Annotated in this window: 12 protein-coding genes; all 12 read right to left on the bottom strand. The window is 44.7% G+C overall.

Annotated elements, in window-relative coordinates:
- Position 1 precedes the first annotated feature (1 nt).
- Positions 2-988 carry an ABC transporter permease gene (locus tag H8S54_RS01550; RefSeq protein ID WP_173767283.1) on the bottom strand — a complete coding sequence of 329 codons (987 nt, stop codon included), beginning with the start codon at positions 986-988 and terminating at the stop codon, positions 2-4.
- A gap of 252 nt (positions 989-1,240) precedes the next feature.
- Positions 1,241-3,502, bottom strand: a complete 2,262-nt coding sequence (locus tag H8S54_RS01545; protein ID WP_186900740.1) for an ABC transporter substrate-binding protein — start codon at positions 3,500-3,502, stop codon at positions 1,241-1,243.
- A 166-nt stretch (positions 3,503-3,668) separates the two neighbouring features.
- Positions 3,669-4,241 (bottom strand): hypothetical protein, encoded by a 573-nt coding sequence (locus tag H8S54_RS01540; protein ID WP_186900739.1) that lies wholly within the window; start codon positions 4,239-4,241, stop codon positions 3,669-3,671.
- A gap of 75 nt (positions 4,242-4,316) precedes the next feature.
- The gene (locus H8S54_RS01535) at positions 4,317-5,996 is read right to left on the bottom strand and encodes a M3 family oligoendopeptidase (protein WP_186900738.1); all 1,680 of its coding nucleotides are present in this window, start codon (positions 5,994-5,996) and stop codon (positions 4,317-4,319) included.
- Positions 5,997-6,193: 197 nt separating this feature from the next.
- Positions 6,194-7,492: a trigger factor gene (locus tag H8S54_RS01530; protein ID WP_186900737.1), complete on the bottom strand. Its 1,299-nt coding sequence runs from the start codon at positions 7,490-7,492 to the stop codon at positions 6,194-6,196.
- A 222-nt stretch (positions 7,493-7,714) separates the two neighbouring features.
- Positions 7,715-8,707, bottom strand: a complete 993-nt coding sequence (locus H8S54_RS01525; protein ID WP_021925727.1) for an ABC transporter permease — start codon at positions 8,705-8,707, stop codon at positions 7,715-7,717.
- A complete protein-coding gene (locus H8S54_RS01520) occupies positions 8,708-9,805 on the bottom strand; it encodes an ABC transporter permease (protein ID WP_186900736.1) in 1,098 nt (365 codons plus the stop codon).
- Positions 9,806-11,338 (bottom strand): ABC transporter ATP-binding protein, encoded by a 1,533-nt coding sequence (locus H8S54_RS01515; protein ID WP_117850666.1) that lies wholly within the window; start codon positions 11,336-11,338, stop codon positions 9,806-9,808. It abuts the gene before it with no gap.
- A 118-nt stretch (positions 11,339-11,456) separates the two neighbouring features.
- Positions 11,457-12,761, bottom strand: a complete 1,305-nt coding sequence (locus H8S54_RS01510) for a BMP family ABC transporter substrate-binding protein (protein ID WP_117850668.1) — start codon at positions 12,759-12,761, stop codon at positions 11,457-11,459.
- 121 nt (positions 12,762-12,882) lie between these two features.
- Positions 12,883-13,866, bottom strand: coding sequence for an AraC family transcriptional regulator (locus tag H8S54_RS01505; protein ID WP_186900735.1), 984 nt, complete (start codon positions 13,864-13,866; stop codon positions 12,883-12,885).
- A gap of 150 nt (positions 13,867-14,016) precedes the next feature.
- On the bottom strand, positions 14,017-16,041 hold the full coding sequence (locus H8S54_RS01500; RefSeq protein WP_186900734.1) for a beta-galactosidase: 2,025 nt from the start codon (positions 16,039-16,041) through the stop codon (positions 14,017-14,019).
- Between the two features lie 24 nt (positions 16,042-16,065).
- Complete coding sequence (locus tag H8S54_RS01495; protein ID WP_186900733.1) at positions 16,066-19,197, bottom strand: glycoside hydrolase family 2 TIM barrel-domain containing protein; 3,132 nt, start codon at positions 19,195-19,197, stop codon at positions 16,066-16,068.
- Positions 19,198-19,203: the final 6 nt, after the last annotated feature.

Here is a 19,203-nt window from a genome sequence, read left to right as displayed (position 1 = left end):
CCTAATTTACTCGTACCCTTGGATCTGCCACAGCATAGAGAATATCTGCGATCAGATTGCCGGTTAATGTCAGAAACGCCAGGAATACCATATAGAACATGGTAAACGGAATATCTCCCTGAGTCAGTGCCTGATAGGATGTATATCCGATTCCCGGAATCTGGAACAGAGTCTCTGTGATCATCGCTCCACCAAACAGATTGGGAAGTGTACTTCCGAGAATAGTGATGATCGGGATCAGCGTATTACGGAAAGCATGATGGGAAACTACTTTTTTCTCTGAAACACCTTTCGCTCTGGCAGTGCGGATATAGTCTGCATTCAGAACCTCCAGCATATTAGTTCTTGTATAACGCATAAGGGAACCAACACTTACGATGGTCAGCGTAATGACAGGAAGAATCATGTGCTGTGCCATATCAAGCACCTTACCTACACTTCCGTAGGACTCATGCATACGGCTTACAATACCATACAGGTCAACCCATTTTAAATTAATAGAGAAAATCCATTTCAGAATAGTGGCAAAGAAAAAGGAAGGCAGGGAAATACCAATCAGTGCAAAAACGGTAACTGCATAATCGACCCTGCTATACTGTTTCGTTGCCGATATAATACCCAAAGGTATGGCAATAATTATTTCCAACAGGAATGCGGCCAATGCCAGCGCAAAGGAATACCAGATAACGCTGGAAAATTTCTTTGTTACAGGCTGATGGAAAATCCAGGATTCTCCAAACTCACCATGAATAGCTTTTCCGAGCCATACAAAATATCCTTCCAGGACCGGCTTATCCAGACCATACGAAGCATTCAGCTCAGCAACCAGCTCATCATAGGGCTTAGCACCCTGTTTCATTGACATGTCACGGGCTCTTCCTTCTACATAAGAAGTAGGAAGGGCTCTCTCAATTGAATAGATAATCATGGAAACGAAGAATAGGATCATCGCTCCCAAAAGTACACGACGTACAATAAACTTCTTCATTCTTAAATTTGTCCTTTCCAGTATCAGGCAAGAAATCTGACTTTTCGTTCTTACTGGCAGTGTGTCCTGCCGGTTCTGTCCGTCTGCCGATTACAGCCGGTATACTGTGCAGTCGCCTGGCCACATATCAACGGCCTTCTCTTTTACCGGGCACGGATTCTACCGTAACCCAAGGCATACTGCCAGTAAGGCAGTGGGTCCCCTTATCAAGGTGGACCCACTGCGCTAACAGGTCATTTTTCTTTTATACCTTTAGTTCATTTCGATATTAGTGATATCGTTATACCATGAATAGAATGTGGTAACGTCTTTTGTAAAGGTATCTGCATTGATACGCTCAGGGCTGTAAATAACGCAGTTCTGTCTCTGATAGATCGGAATCTCAACTGCCCAGTCAAGAATAATATCCAGGCACTGTTTGTAAACAGATTTTCTGTATTCCTGATCAGCTGTAGAACGGGCATCAATAATATCCTGATCCAGTGTTTCATCATTAATGTGGTAGTAATTGCTCTTTACACTTGCGCTGTGGTAAACCTGATACATATCAGGATCCACTGTTGCCTGCCATGCAGCTGCCCACATTTCTGCAGTACCTGCATTTAAAGCATCCCACATAATATTGGAGTCTGTAACATCGTTGATGTCAAGTGTAAATCCGATGGACTCAAGAGCTGCCTTTGCATCTGTAAGAATTGCAAAGCTTGGGTGATCTCCACTTCCATCAGCACCGATGATGATCTCATAGCTCATCTTTGCACCTTCCGGAGCTGCTGTTACTTTGCCGTTTTCTACAGTGTATCCGGCTGCCTCGAAGAAGCCAAGAGCTGCCTGTGTTGCTGCTGCAAACTTCTCATCATCTGTCATATCATCTGTGTAAAGCGGATTTCCATCAACATCTACAGAGTAAGCCACCTGATAATCTGCATCAGATTTCTGAGGAGCTGCCCAGGATGTATTGGAGATCGGATAGTTGATTACGGAAGCAGCATCTCCATAGTAAGAGTCAATTGCTACATCACGATATACAGCAAGTACAGTTGTAAGTGCTTTTCTTAAATTCTTGGAAGCATCAGATCCTGGCTCTCCGCCAACATTGATTGTGTTTGCGTTAAGACCAATGTATCCATATCCAAGGTTGTCTGTTGCGTTAACGATGATCTTATCACCGCTGAGTTCATCATTTCCGTTGATGCTCTTAATCTGATCAAATGCAGATTTGCTTCCGGATGGATCGGAAAGGTCGATTGTACCCTGCTCAACACCGGCAATCTTATCTGCATCGGAAGTCTCACGCCACTGGAGGTACTTAGTCTTAGGAGCACCCTTGTAGTAGTTCTCGTTTGCTTCCATGTATACAGTCTTGTTCTCATATTTCACAAATTTGTACGGACCTGCGCCAAGTGGCTGGTTGGATTTATCACGTACAGCAGAGAGGTCTCCTCTTGTGAAACCGAACTGGTTGTTATCATAATCATAGAGAGAGGCATCTCCATAATAGTGCATTGGCTCAACGATTACACCAAGCTGATAAATTGTAGTTGCCTCGAAACCATCTGTGGTAACCTCAACCTCGTAATCACCAAGCTTCTTAATACCTTCGATATTAGCAACTTCCTCACCCTCACCTGCAGCAGTTTTCTGCTCTACCAGGTACTCGGAAGCGATTGTTGCTGCATCTTCATCGAAGAATGCTTCATCGCCATATGCAGCTGCAAGTGCAAGATAATCCTTGCCATACTGATCTGCGATTTCATTAATGATAGTATCCTGATCCTTGCCATCTACAGAATAGTTCTCATCTTTTGCGTAAAGCATTGCGAAGAACTCATCTCCGTTTGCAACGCCGTAATCATCTGCATAATCTTCCCATGCAGTCTGAGCCCACTCATACTCAGATGTAAGAAGCGGAACCATCAGCTCATCTTTCACTCTTGCAGCAACTTCATCTGGCATATCTGCAAGTGTATTCGCAACATCTTCATCTGTGATGGAATCTGCTGCTGTGGAATTCAGACGGTAATTTTTCATACCTTTGATATTGGTGGAATAGAATGTTGCATTTCCATCATAATCTGTATCAGAAAGTACATAATATGTGAAAATCAGGTCATCTGCGGTAAGAGGCTCACCGTCAGAAAATGTTACATCCTCACGAAGTTTGAAATTGTATACAGTCTCATCCTCGCCCTCTGTAACAGTTACATCGGAAAGTCCTGTGTAAGTATAATCCGTTCCGTTATACTCACGTGTCTCGCCTTCGATACCATTATAAATAATGGCACCTGTACGGTCACTTCCGAACAGATACTCACCTACATTCTCTGCGATCTGCTGATCCGGAACTGTCTCGTGGAATAATCCGCTGAATTTCTCGGAGAAGTTAGTCTGTCCAATAACAAGTGGTGTATCGGAAGAACCTCCCTCAGCCTCTTCAGCAAAAACAGGTACGCTCACTGTTGATGCTGCCATGACACCTGTTAATAACAGGGCCATTAACTTCTTCTTGCTCATATCTTATCCTCCTTTGATAAATTTTATTGTAACTATCCATTAAGGACAGCCGCTGCCACAACCCCTCTGGTGTTGTTCTGTGCTCTTCTATTTTATCATGTTTTACTGCTTACGCAATAGTTAATGACTGGAATTTTGTCCATTTTTGTCAAAAACTGAAAGATTTTTATTCAAAAATTGTGAATTTCGCTTTAGTTTGGCAGCTTTGCACAGCAGTAACACTTCCCAGTGTTAAAGTTATGGCACTAGCCACCTCGAATAATAGTTCCCTGGTTAATACAAGATCCGTGGGCTTCAAAAGTATCAGAATCAAGTCTGCCACACATGTAAAAAATGCAAATCCGACAATTGCGATGCTGCATCTTACCGGACGGCGTATTCCTTTTTCGTATTGTGCACGGGTCATATGGCCCACATGTTCCTCCGGAATCACCACCTGGGATGTCTGCCCTTTCCCCTCCTGATTTCTGCAAAAGAGGAGAAGGGACACCCCTCCCATGATTCCATAGGAAATGGGAAAAATCATCGTCACGAAAGGAATCAGCACCCAGAAAACACGGCTTCCTGCATTATTTATCATAAGTCCTGCCACATATACAATCATAGCCGCAATCATCAGACCTGTATAGCTCCATGCATATTGCTTCAGTTCCTTAGCCTCTGCTTTGGTGCTGTGCCATTTCCCGGTATATTCAAATTGTTTCCCGTTCTGACGGTAATCATTCCCATATTTCTTCACAAATACGCCTCACATTTCTTCTGGTTTCTCAGAAAATCTCAATCTGGTGCAGCGAAAATTAAGTATCTGCTATATTCACTGTACCAGCTTCTTATCAAGCCCCGCTACGATTTTCTGGATACAACCCTCTTCAAAAGGAACAGTAAGTCCGACCTGCTTCAGCATGGACGGATAAAAATCACTTGCAGAAAGCTCACAAAGCTTCATATATGCAGCCCATGTATCAGCCTGGTCTTTTTCCATACGAATCTTAAACTGGAATGCACAAAGCTGTGCAAGCACATAATCAATATAATAGAACGGAAGCTCATAAATATGATGCTGTCTCTGCCAGTATCTTCCATCTTCCAGGAATTTGCAGCCGGTAACATCCAGGAACGGACGATACTCCTTCTCAAGCTGCTTCCATGCATCTCTGCGTTCCTTCGGTGTCATCTCCGGATTGCCATATACAATATGCTGGAATTCATCTACCATAGTTCCATAAGGAATAAAGTCAATTGCATCCTCCAGATGCATCTTACGATAATCTTCTCCTCTTTCTCCGAAGAAAAGCTCTATCCATGGCTCTGCGAAAAATTCCATAGACATGGAATGAATTTCTGCTGTCTCCATAGTCAGATAACGGTAATGATCTTTAATAGGATCTTTGCCAGCCACATAACTCTGGAAGGCATGTCCGCACTCATGTGTAATTACATCCACATCACCACTTGTACCATTAAAGTTTGCAAAAATGAACGGTACGCCGTAGTCCGGAAGCTCAGTCATGTAGCCGCCTGTAGCCTTATTCTTACGTCCAAATACATCAAAAAGTTCGTTCTCCATCATCATATTGAAGAAATCTTTTGTCTCAGCAGACATCTCTGTATACATCTTACGTCCGCTTTCAAGGATCTCTTCCGGTGTACCGATTGGAGCCGGATCTCCCTGTGGGAAATACACACCAATATCATAATAATGAAGCTGCTCCACGCCAAGACGGGCCTGGCGATTCTTATGCATCTTCGAAGCAAGCGGTACAAATACTTTCTTAATCTGGTCACGAAGCTTCTGAATGTCCTCTTTGGTATAGGAATTACGATTCATGCGGCAGTATCCCATATCAATAAAATTCTCAAAGCCAAGCATCTGTGCCTGTTTGGTTCGGTTCTTTACCAGCTGATCATAAATTTCATCAAGCTCTTCCTGATTATCTTCAAAGAAGCCGGCATAAGCAGCCCATGCTTTCTTACGGGTATCGCGATCTGATGAGCGCATGTATTTACTCATAAGGGAAAGATTCAATTCCTCTCCCTCCCACATAATCTTAGCGGAAGCGATCAGCTTTCTGTAACGGGTAGACAATGTATTCTCTTCCTGCATAAGGGGAATCAGACTATCATTAAAGCATTTCATCTCCAGTTCCATGGATTTAAATGCAACCGGTCCGATCTTCTCTTCCATATACGCACGATATGGAGTAGCAAAAAGTACCTTCTGATATTCATTTCCCAAGGCTGTCAGCTCTGGAAGCATCTCATCATAATAAGCATTCTCTTCCTCATAAAACGCATCTGCCACATTCCCATCTCTGCGGATATGTGCAATTGTGTAGAGAGTGTTAACATGATCTAACAGCTTGTAAAATTCCTGATGGATTTCAAACTGCTCTTCCCCGCTTTTCGCCTGGGAAGCTCTCTGGATGATTTCCTTTCCCTGAGCGATTACAGCCGGAAAATCAACGCGGTTGTAAGGCATTTCTGAAAATTTCATCTTATTCCTCCTTTTTCACACGATAAAGTGATTATTGGGCAAATCTACTTTGTCCATACAATAAATGGGCGGACAAACTCTCTGAATCACCTCTCCAGATTGCTGTCCGTCCATTGTCGCGTATCAATTACTATATCATATATATCACAAAATTAAAAGACTAAAAATTATTAAAAAAGGCTAAAAATATACAACTGCTACTCGCCAATTCCCCCTTCGCCCTCTTCTACCATTTCCATATCATCAATATTTTCGGCATCATCAGACTCTTCATCTCCATAGGTATCTGCTGTATATGGAACCTCTGTTACCTTTGCCTGCTCCATGAGAAGTCCGGTAACCTTGCTTTCATAAAGGGCATTCACAATGGTCTCTCTTGTATATAAGGCTTCAAAATCTGCTGCAGTTTCACCATAGTATGCAGCGTATTCTTTTACATAATCTACATATTCCTCTTCCGTAACCTCTACATTATTTGCCTGTACATATGCAGCAATAAACAGCCTGCGGTTTACAAGATTTTTGGCTTCTTCTTCAATATCGGACTCGGAAACGCCGAACATTTCCAGAACGTCGCTTACTTCCTCCCCATCTTCCATGAACATGGTGTAGCCGGAAAGCACTTCCTCCTTGCAGGATTCAAACAGGGCATCCGGATACTCGCCTGTAAACTCTGTTTTTGCCACGCAGGCCGTGATCAGCTCCTCTTCCGCATCATAGGTGCTCTGCTCGTCATAGCTCTGCTGCAGGTTTTCCTTTACGGCTGCTTCGTAGTCTGCCTTGGTGTCGTAGTCTGTGTTGTTCTTTACGTAATCGTCGTTGTACTCTGGCGTGTTGGATTTGGTGACATCCGTTACTTCTACTTTGAAGTCCACGGTTTTGCCCTGCCAGTCCTCCTGCCAGGTATCATCCCCGTATGTGACGGAAAAATCAAGCTGATCCCCAGCAGAAACGCCTGTCAGCTTCTCATCAAACTCAGCGCCGTATTCTTCCTGTCCGAGAATGATAAAGGTTTCTTCCTCATCCCCGGCCTCGCCGTCAACTGTAGCAGTTAAATTCATATATACAATATTGCCATCCTCAGAAGGTGCATTTGTAGACTCTTCCTCGCTGTAGCTCTCCAGTTCTTCCTGAATTTCCTCCTGCACCATGTCATCTGTGATCTCATAGGTGTACTTGGTCACTTCCACATCGCTGTAATCACCAATGGTAACGTAATCGGAAGCATTTTTCACAAGATAATCAGATGGAGTGATGGGATCCAGTGCTGTCTCTTCTGTATCATCCACGGCATCGATTTCCTCATTGCTCTCCAGATCCTGGGAAAATTCCGGGTCCAGCTCAGACAGCTCATCGTCATCCATAGATGCTGCTGCAGAATCGTCCTGGGCATCCTGTGTGTTCTGTGTATCTGTATTGTCTGTGGAAGCTTTCCCCCCGCATCCTGCCAGTACTACCATTGCTGCCAGGGCAGCAAGAACATATCTTTTCTTCATAATTTATATTCCTTTCTGATCTCATTTGCCTGTGTCAGTTAAAGATAATATAACATTTTTGCAATATTTTGTAAACATTTTTGAACGAGGACACCTTTTTTTCACAAACTGTTAACTCCTGACTTTCGCCTTCCTGCCACACATAATTCCATGGGTTTGTACATAAAAGAATCCCCCATGCAGATGCCAGAAACATCTGCACAGAGGATTTCCAAAAATCTCTTATCTTTCCTCTCGGAAGTAGGAAAGTCCCAGACTTTCCGGAGGCTGATTTTCTTTTTTCTTGCGGAAGCTTACCACGATCAGAACCACGATAGTAACCACATACGGAACCATCTGGATCAGATCGGTAATATAGCTTGCCACCTTAATTCCAAGAATACTCGGAAGGAACTGATACAGCCAGTAGAGCATTCCAAACAGGTAAGCACCCCAGATTGCATTCAGCGGCTTCCAAGTAGTGAAAATTACAAGCGCAACAGCCAGCCAGCCAAGAGCTTCAATCTGTCCTGTAGTTGCCCAGATTCCCTGGTTGTAATCCAGTACATAATACAGGCCGCCAATACCGGAAAGACCTGCACCAATACAGGTTGCCAGATATTTATACTTTGTAACATTAATACCTGCTGCATCTGCTGTTCCCGGATTTTCTCCTACTGCACGAAGATTCAGACCTACTCTTGTTTTGTTCAGTATATAGTGAAGTACAATGGCAATAATAATTGCCGCATACACCAGAAAGCCATAAGGAAATACCGTTTTACTGATAATTCCAAGCTTCGTTGACAGGAACGGAATCTTCTTTGAAAAAGATGCATAGGCAAGAGGTGCCGCTGTATAGCTTGCACCATTTAAAATAAATACACCGAAAAAGTTGGCAACACCCATACCAAAGGTTGTAAGAGCAAGACCGGTTACGTTCTGGTTTGCACGTAAGGTAATGGTCAGGAAGCTGAAGATCAGCCCACCGAGCATAGATGCCGCAATTGCTGCTGTAAGTGCCAGAAGCACACATATCCATCCTTTTGGGTCTGCAGCATTTTTCTCATAGAAATAAGAGCTGGCAAAGCCGGCAAAACCGCCAAGGTACATAATTCCCGGAACACCAAGATTCAGGTTTCCGGATTTCTCAGTAGTAATTTCTCCCATGGAGCCAAACATAATGATGGTTCCAAATGGAATTGCCCTGATGATCCACGCAATCAGATTACTCATTTAGTGCACCTCCTTTTTGGAACCCCGGAAGATCATCTTGTAATTAATAAAGAATTCACTTCCCAGAATAAAGAACAGGATAATTCCTTCGATAATACTTGCTGCATAATCATTCAGACTGTATGCAGAAGCAATTTCTGATGCGCCCTTGGAAAGGAAGATCAGCAAAAATGAAATCAATGCCATATAAAAAGTATTGAATTTTGCAAGCCATGCAACAATAATAGCAGTAAATCCGTTTCCACCGGCAGATGTGGTGGAAATTGTCTGATCTCTTCCGGCTACGATCAGGAATCCTACCAGACCGCAGATTGCACCGGAAATGATCATAGTACGGATGGTGACCCATTTTACGTTGATTCCGGCATATCTTGCAGTATTTTCGGATTCACCTACTACTGTGATCTCATAACCCTGTTTGGAATATTTCAGATAGAAAAACATAACAAACATCAGAATTACAACAATAAGAATATTGAGGTTGTATCTCTGTCCCATAAACTGCGGAAACCATCCGGCCTGTGTGGACATGTTCAGTTTTCCAAGACTGGAGGCCTTTCCTCTGAGAATGTTCGTCATACATGCAACAATACTTGTTGCAACGTAATTCATCATCAGGGTGAAAAGAGTCTCGTTGGTATTCCAATATGCTTTAAATACTGCCGGAATAAATCCCCAAAGACCGCCGGCGATCACACTTGTAAGAAACATTACCAGAAAAAGCACCGGTGTAGGAAGGCTTCCTCCGAATTTTACCATAATCATAGCTGTCGCAAGACCGCCTACAAGCACCTGACCTTCTGCACCAATATTCCAGAAGCGCATTTTAAACGCAGGAGCAAGGGCAATACCAATGCAAAGCAGGGTTACCAGATCTCGCATTGCCCAGGAAAAACGGATGCTTGTCATAAAGGTTCCGTTTAACATAACTCCGTATACAGACAGCGGATTTAGCCCGGTTACACTATAAATGAAAATAGCATCTACGACCAGTGCCAGAATAATGGCAGCTGCCCGAACCCATACCTTATAGCCAAAGCTGCTTCTGTCACGCTTAATAATTCGGATCAAGGGCTCTTTTGTTTTTACTTCGCTCATTTATTTTCCCTCCTTCCGAAGATTTGTCATAAGAAGTCCCACTTCTTCCTTGGTAGTAGTTCTGGCATCCAGAATGCCGTTCTCCTTACCGCCGCAAAGCACAAGGATACGGTCACACAAATCAATAAGAACGTCCAGATCTTCACCAACGTAGACAACTGCAACTCCTTCTTTTTTCTCTTCATCCAGAAGATTATAAATTGTGTAGGAGGTATTGATATCAAGACCTCTTACCGCATATGCAGTCATCAGTACAGTAGGTGCCTCTGCAATCTCACGGCCCACCAGAACCTTCTGCACATTTCCGCCGGACAGACGGGATACAGGAGTATTCAGGCTTGGAGTTACAACCTCCAGCTCCTCTTTTACCTTTTCTGCCATTTTTCTTGGAGTACGCATATCTGTAATCGGGGATGAGCCTTTTCCATAGCTTTTAAGAAGCATATTTCCGGTCATACCCATAGAGCCTACCAGTCCCATGCCAAGACGATCCTCCGGAACAAATGCAAGGTGAACGCCTGCATCGCGGATCTTTTTTGGTGTTTTACCAACCAGCTGAATAGGCTGATCTTCTTTGCCGCGCTCATAGAACTCAATGCTGCTTCCCTGCGCTGTGATCTGAAGTCCTGCAATGGCTTCCAGAAGCTCCTTCTGGCCATTTCCGGAAATACCTGCGATTCCCAGGACTTCTCCTCCATAAACATCAAAGCTTACGTCATCCAGTATCTTGATTTCCTCGCGATTATATACAGTCAGATGAGATATTTCCAGACGTTTCACAGGATTCACAGGTGCGGAACGGGCAATGTTCAGTTCTACCTTTTTGCCTACCATCATCTCTGTCAGAGAATTCTCTGTAGCTTCACTGGTGTTTACTGTACCTATATATTCGCCTTTTCTGAGAATTGCAACCTGATCAGAAATCTCTAATACTTCATGAAGCTTGTGTGTGATGATAATAACAGATTTGTTATCTGCCTTCATATTACGGATTACTTCAAAGAGACGTTCTGTTTCCTGAGGTGTAAGCACTGCAGTAGGCTCATCCAGAATCAGGATGTTCGCGCCTCGGTAAAGTACCTTTACAATCTCCAGAGTCTGTTTCTGAGACACACTCATCTCATAGACCTTCTGGTTCAGATCCAGGTCAAAATGATATCTGTCACAAATAGCCTGTGCTTTTTTCCGAACCTCTTTCAGATCGAATTTCTGTTTTTTGTCAAGTCCAAGAGCAATATTTTCTGTGGCACTGAATACATCGATCAGCTTAAAATGCTGGTGGATCATACCGATTCCCAGATCATAAGCATCTTTTGGTGAGCGGATCTCGACTCTCTTCCCATCAACAAGGATTTCCCCTGAATCCGGAAAATAGATACCGGAGATCATATTCATAAGGGTAGTCTTACCGCTTCCGTTTTCTCCCAGGAGGGAGAGGATCTCGCCTTTTTTTACATCAAGGCTTACATTTTTGTTGGCAACAACTTTTCCAAATGTTTTGGTAACATTTTTTAACTGAATTGCATATTCCAAAGTGTTGTGCCTCCCTTCCCTTTTTCATTAAGAAAAGGGGAGCCATTTTTACAGCTCCCCTTTTGGATTCATCTAATTCTTAGCTGTCAGAAACAGCATTTCACAAAAGATCTGTCAGTTATTCAACTGCCTCTGCATCCTCTGTGATTCCGTCAATACGAAGTGTAAAGTATGGAGCACTTCTGAATGTGGACTCTGCAAAATGTCCGTCCTGAATTGCCTCAACTGTCTCGCCCTGGTATACAACAGTTGCAGGATCAGTTGTGTAATCCATAAAGGAAAGATCAACCGGTGCAGAAGTAACCTCTTCGCCGCCAACAGTAAATGTAGAAGTATCAAATACCTGAAGAGAACCATCTTTGAGCTTGCTCTCAATGTCAGCAACATAATCTGCTGTGCCTTCTGCGCAGGACTCACCAAGGTCTGTAATACCTACTGCATCATCATTATATCCTGCGGACCAATCCTGCTCAAGATCACCGCCGCCCATTACAGTTGCAATAGCGTGTTTGTAATATACAGCCCAGTTATTGGTTGCAGAAGTAAGTGCTGCTGTTGGAGCAGTTGCGATCATATCAATGTTGTATCCTACAGAGTAGCAGATCTTGCCATCATCATGAAGCTTCTGTGTAGCTGCAGGAGCACCTGTAGAGTCTGCATGCTGTCCAATGATAACACTGCCGTTTGCAATAAGTGCCTCAGCTGCTGCACCCTCTTTGTCAATATCAAACCAGGAGTTTGTGTACTTAACTTCCATTACAACATTCGGAACTACGCTCTTAACACCAAGGTAGAATGCAGTGTAGCCTGAAACAACCTCTGCATAGCTGAATGCTCCAACATAACCGATCTTAACATTGCCGTCTGCATCAAAGCTGTCTGGCTGAGTTTCAGCTGTAAGAGTACCGTCTTCCATAATCTCTTTCAGCTTCAGGCCAGCTACAACGCCGGATACATAACGGGATTCATAAATGTTTGTGAATGCATTCTTGAAGTTCTCAAGACCGCTGATTGCTGCAAAATCACCTGTCATAGAAACGAAGGTTACATCCGGATACTCCTGTGCAGCCTGTACCAGATAAGTCTGATGTCCGTAGCTGTTTCCGATTACCAGGGAGCATCCCTGTCCCACAAGGTCAATTGCTGCATCATAACAGCTGGAATCTTCCGGAACTTTATATTTCCAGATGATCTGGCTGTCATCAAGTCCAAGCTCTGCAGCAGCTTCCTTAATGCCTGCAATGTGAGCTGCAGAATATCCTTCAGTCTCATCGCCTACAAGGATAACGCCCATTTTGAAGTTCGGGTCAGCTTCTACCTTGTCTTCGTCAGCGGCATAAACAACAGAAGCGAAGGCAGTCATTGTGAGTACCATCACTGCTGCAAGAAGAAGGCTGACAACTTTTTTACACATTTTGTTCATTTTACTTCCTCCTTGATATTTTTATTTGCTTTCATTTTATTTTTTTTCTAATTAGATGTCAACCTTTTGCAACTAATTTAAAAAATTTTTTTGAACAAATTATAAATTTTTTTGGATTTTTTTATAAACGCACCTGGTCGCTTTTTTTATTTTCCAGACGAAAGGCTCTTGGCGTTACATGATAGCGTTCTTTAAACACCCGGTGAAAATAACTGTTATTCTCATACCCAACTGCTGCGATCACATCACTGATGGGAAGATCTGTATCGCACATCAGTTCCACCGCCTTGCTGAGTCGTTTTCTCTGCAGCAGCTCTTTAAAATTATAGCCCGTAGTTTTCTTGATCATTTTACTAAGCACATGCATAGGAAGGTGAAGCATTTCGCAAAGCTCAGTAAGGGTAGCAGTGCGGTATTTCTGCTCAATATAATCCAGCGTAGTCATGGAAATCATATTCTCATACTGATTTGGCAGACGCATTTCCACACACTGCACAGAGTCCAGAAGATAAAGGAAAATAAGCCCCATTGTGGTCTGATTGATCCGATTCTGGTTTCCCCGGCCTGTCACAAGGGAATAAATCATATTCTCCAGAAGATTCTGGATCTGCAGCACCTCTGATACCTTAAAATGAAGATATTCTCCTCGTTGGTTATCACGGCGAAGCACATTCACCAGAAAATTCGCCAGCACATTGTTGTTGCCCGCCATTGTATATGCCACATCGAAAAATTCCGGAAGAATCATAAAATTAATCGCAATGTCATTTCTTTTTGCCGCCAGGATTTCATGATGGGTAAACTGATTCAGAAAAAGAAGTTCCCCCTTTCGCACAATTACCTGTTTTCCATCTATAATATTGGTAAGGGATCCCTCACAGACATAAAGAACCTCCACATAATTATGCCGGTGGAGAGGAAAATGGATAAATCGTGTGTGGGTACGCACCGCAATCAGCTTTCCTTCCTCCAGCATCTTGCTGCTGTCAACAGTAAAATCCTTTCCTGATGTATAAAGGTCTCTATCTACTTCAGCCTCTCCGTTCAGGATCCGCCTCTCTTCTTCTGTAATTTCACGAAGCTTTTCCAAAAGTTCTTTTTGCACAGGGTACCTCCTGACTGTATTCTAAAACGTTCAACGCAAAAGTCCGTTTTTCCCATTATACAGTCAAAAAGAAGCCAGTGTCAAAAAATCTTTTCGCACTGGCTTCTTATTTTCAGGAGAGGATTGGTCTCCTGCATCTTATTTCATTTTTTATTTGCTTCGTTTCAGTATTCTGGTTTCCAGAGGCGCAAGAACTTCCTTCTCTGTTCCGTAGAGCACTTCATAACCAGCCGGAACCGGGACTGCTTTTGGCTCTCTTGCAAAGTTCTGGATAAACAGATACTGGTATGCTTCATTTTCACGCAGGGTAACGGAAACGCCTGCTGGAACGAATTCCAGAGGAGCCTGTACACCCGCTTCTTTTACAGTGCGTCCGTAGAAGTCTTCATAGAAGGCCTGCTCCATATCCGCGCATACATAGTATACGTGACCCTTTCCATATGCCTTGTGTGTCAGAACTGGTCTGCCTGCGTAGAAATCTTTGCCGTAGCGCATCAGCACTTCGGCATCAGAAACCTTCACAAGCTCACACAGATTTTTGCAGGTGTAAGTACCTGTTATTCCAAGGTGATTGCCGTTTTCCGGGATGCCGAAATTCTCTTCCCAGTCATAAAGGGCGTCAATTTCTTCTGTGCGAAGGCCTACTGCCTCCATCAGACCGTAAGGAGTTCCCCCAAGTAAACACTTATCTGTGCCGTCCACAAGTCCGGACCAGTAGGTAAGCACCAGCGTTCCGCCGTTTTCAGCAAATGTACGCAGCTGCTTCTCGTAGCCATCCAGGAACATATAAGCCATCGGCGCTGCCACGATCTTGTAATCAGAAAGGTCGTGCTCCATGGAAATCACATCCACATTCAGACCCTGCTCCCGCAGTGCACGGTACTGCTTCTGTACTGCTTCTGTATAAAACATATTCTCGTTTCTCGGACCCTGTACATCCTGTATTGCCCAGTTGTTCTCTCTGTCGTAAAGGACAGCCGCCGGAGCCTTCATCTGGCTGCCGCATACTTCCTGAAGCTTCACAAGTGCCTCGCCTACTTCTGTCACTTCTTTAAACACACGGGTATCATCACCGCCGTAGTGGTCGATCACAGCCCCATGGAATTTCTCAGAAGCACCCTGGCTCTGATGCAGCTGGAAGTACAGCACACTGTCAGATCCATGAGCCACAGCCTGCAAAGAGGCTGCCAGCATCATGCCTGGCTTTTTCAGCTTATTGATAGGCTTCCAGTTGGTAGCGGAGGGGCAGGATTCCATAAGAAGGAAGGGCTGCTTCTTGATGCTGCGCATAAGGTCATGCTGCATGCCTGCATCAATGGCAGTAAGATATTCCTCTTTTTTGTGCCATCCCGGGTAGTTGTCCCAGGACACAACATCCAGAACGTCACGGAATTTCTTATAATCCAGTCCATTGTAATCGTACATCAGATTGGCTGTTACCGGAAGCTCTGAACCGCCTTCACGGATTGCAGATATCTCTTCTTTGATAAAGTCGAGGGTGCGGTCTGTGACAAAGCGTTTCCAGTCCAGATTCAGGGCATGCAAAGCATCCTCTCCTTTGGGTGATGGCGCCTCAATCTGGTCAAAGCTGTTGTAAGTATGGCTCCAGAAAGTGGTGCACCAACTGGAATTCAGCTTCTCAATGGTTCCGTATTTCTCCTTCAGCCATTCCCGGAATTTCTGCTGACACAGCGGGCAGTAGCACTCTCCGCCGAATTCATTGGAAATATGCCACAGGATCACCCCTGGATGGCTGCCAAGTCTCTGGGAAAGCAGCTTATCTATTGCATGAACCTTCTCCCTGTATACAGGGGAGGTGTAGCAGTGATTATGCCTGCCTCCAAAAAATCTTCTGGTACGGTCCGGATCCATGCGAAGGACTTCCGGGTATTTGTCTGCCATCCACTTTGGCCTTGCACCGGATGGTGTGGCAAGGATGGTATAGATTCTCTCTTTGTATAAATTATCAATGATCTGCTCCAGCCAGTCCAGATTGTATTTTCCCTCTTCCGGTTCCAGCACAGCCCAGGAAAAAATTCCTACAGATACGGTATTGATATGGGCTTCTTTGAAATATTCAATGTCTTTTTTCAGAATGTCCGGGCGGTTCAGCCACTGCTCCGGGTTATAATCTCCGCCGTGCAAAAAGCGGCCGTATTCTATTTTTTTTGCCATCGCTGTCTCCTTTTATGATCTATCTCAGATTCCCTTAAATACAAAGGAAAACTCCATAGGCTTGCTTGCATCCAGCAGATATTCCTCGTGGGTGCGTGCGCCCCAGCTGTCGTCTCCTGCAATTCCCATCTGGCCTTTTGCCACACGGACTACCGTGTAGTGAACTTCCGGAAGCTCGTAAGGATGCATTGCATTTTCCATTTCATGCGGGGTATATGGAAGGGCTGAGAACATCATCGGGCCGTTTTCCGGATCCATCTCAAAGAGCATTCCTCTGCCCTTGCGGTCTGTGATCTTCGCCCATCTTACCTCTTCCTTGGAGCCGCACTCCTGGGGAACCATATATCTTGCAATATTATCTTTTACCAGGTTGCTGTAGATGCCAAGCTTAGCACCTTTCTTGCGGTCTGCGTAGGTCTCTGCCTCTCCAAGTCCATACCAGCTTACATGGTCATAATCTGCATTAAACTTGAAAATCACACCGAACTCCGGCATATCGCCAAGCTCCTTCACAGGATCATAGGAAAGGGTGGTGCGTACTCTTCCGTCTCCGTAAACCTCGTAAGCAAGGGTGCACTCTGCCGCCGGGGTTGTAGGAAGGAAATAGGTGTAGGATACTTTTACAGAATGTTCCTTCTCTTCCACCTTGGGTTCATTTCCTGGTCCGTAGGCTGCGCCTCTGTATTCCTTGTGGTTTACATACATGCTGGCAATTTTCCACTGTGCGTAGCGCATTGCCATCAGATTTCCACAGTCATTGTCTGTTGGTGCACGCCAGAAGTTAGGCTTCGGAATGGCCTCGATCATTTCTTTGCCTGCGTATTTATAGGATACCAGTCCGCCGTTGAGTACGGAGAAAAGTACTTCAAACTCTGCACCTCTGACACCGATGTTGTGAGTGCTGTGAATGACCTGAAGGGGTGCTGTGCATGGCTTCACAGGTGCTTCTACCTTGTATACGTACTGGCCGAAGGCTACCTCATGGCCAGCCTTTGCCCATGGCTTATCCTCTTTCAGATGGAAGGATACGGTTACGGTATACTCGCCTGCTTTTTCCTCTTTCTTAAATGGAAGGGCATATTCTTTCTGGCTTAAAGGCTCTACTGCAGTCTCCATGACAGCTGTGCGGACAACCTTTCCATCTTTCTGAAGCGTTGCCTTGCAGTCAAAGATATTGGTATTTACAAACAGGTTCTTATTGATAACCTTCACGGTTTCTTCTTTTACCTGTGCGGTAATGTTCTGATAATTGAACTTCACTTCCTGCATCTTCGGAGACGCATCACGATTGCCGCCGTAGGCAATTCCGTTGCCGCTGAAATTGTAGTCAGTAGGACGCTCGCCGAAGTCTCCGCCGTAGGCCTGGAATTCCTTGCCGTAGCGGTCTTTTTTGTAAATAGACTGGTCAATGTAGTCCCAGATGAAGCCGCCCTGGTATTTCGGCTCCGTGCCGGTAAGGTCTGTATATTTGTGCATGGCTCCGCAGGAATTTCCCATTGCATGAGTGTACTCACAGCAGATGAATGGCTTGGAATCGTCCTTTGCAAGGAAGTCCTTGATTGCCTCTACGGACGGATACATCTGGCTTTCCATATCGCTGGTGGCATTGTATCTGCGGTCATGGCAAACCCCTTCGTAATGTACCAGACGGGTAGGATCTGTGTTTCGGAAAAACTGGGACATTTCAAAAATGTCCTTGCCGCCGAAGGACTCATTTCCGCAGGACCAGATGAGAATTGCCGCATGGTTCTTGTCTCTCTGGTACATGGAATTGGCACGATCCAGCATCATAGCCTGCCACTCCGGCTTGTCGTGAGGAACTACATAGGTATAGTCCTTAGTAAATTCTGCCACATCCCAGGAGCCATGGCTCTCCAGGTTAGTCTCGTCGATCATGTAAATGCCGAACTCATCGCAAAGCCGGTAGATCATAGATGCGTCCGGGTAATGGCAGGTACGGATGGCATTGATATTGTTCTGCTTCATGGTAGTCAGATCCTTACGAAGCTCTGCCTCAGATACGCATCTTCCTGTGACGGAGCTGAACTCATGGCGGTTCACGCCTTTGAATACAATTCGCTTGCCGTTTAAGGTCATGATTCCGTCTTTCATTTCGAAGCGGCGGAAACCGATTTTCTGCGGGATGACTTCCTGAAGAGTACCGTTTTCATCGGAAACTTCCAGAACCAAATCGTAAAGCTGGGGATCTTCTGCACTCCAGAGAATGGGATTCTCTACGGTCCATGTGAAAATGTCCAAAGAATCAGCCTGTGCAGCTGCACCTTTGCCGTCATCATTGTTCTTTGCATCTGCATCCATATTCCTGCTGCCTGATTCTGCTGCCACCGCTCCCAGACTCTTACTGTCTTCCAGCACCGTCTGTCCGTCTTTTGAAAGAACAATATGTACGCTTCCTTTTCCCCATGCAATTGTTTTAATCTCAAATTCTGCCTTCTTTAATGTCTCATCTGGAATCGCGCGAATCTGCAGATCATACACATGTACATCCGGCACCGTATAAAGATAAACCTCTCTGTAAATGCCAGAGAAACGGTAGAAATCCTGATCCTCGCACCAGCTGCTTGCTGTCCACTTAAACACCTGGGCTGCCAGCTTGTTTTCCCCACCTTTCACATAATCAGTGAGTTCAAATTCGGACGGGGTGAAAGAATCCTCGCTGTATCCCACAAACTTTCCATTCAGCCACAGGGCAATTCCGCTCTCTGCGCCCTGGAAGGAAATGAAAAGACGTTTTCCTTTCATCTGCTCCGGCACTTCGAAATATTTCACATAGCTTGCCACTGGATTGAAATGCTCCGGGATTTCTCCAGGATGGATGTCTTCATGGCCTTCCCATGGGTACTGCACGTTGGCATACTGGGGAGCGTCGTAGCCTTCCATCTGAATGTGTGCAGGTACGCGGATATCATCCCAGTCCCTGCAGGAATACTCTTCCTTTTCAAAGCCCTTTACTGTACTTTCATAGTTGCGGGCATAATGGAATTTCCAGATGCCGTTCAGGCTGTGGCGAAAAGAAGTCTCCTCCAGAGAAGCTTCCTCTGGATTGGCGTAACTGATGTGGTCGGAATGGGCATCCATTCTTCCGTCCTTAAAATATTCCGGATTCTTTACTAATGAATAATCAAATTCTTTCATATACGA

Origin of the sequence: Blautia segnis (assembly GCF_014287535.1) — a bacterium.
Taxonomy (GTDB): domain Bacteria; phylum Bacillota; class Clostridia; order Lachnospirales; family Lachnospiraceae; genus Blautia_A; species Blautia_A acetigignens.
This window is presented reverse-complemented; position numbering and strand designations above follow the sequence as displayed.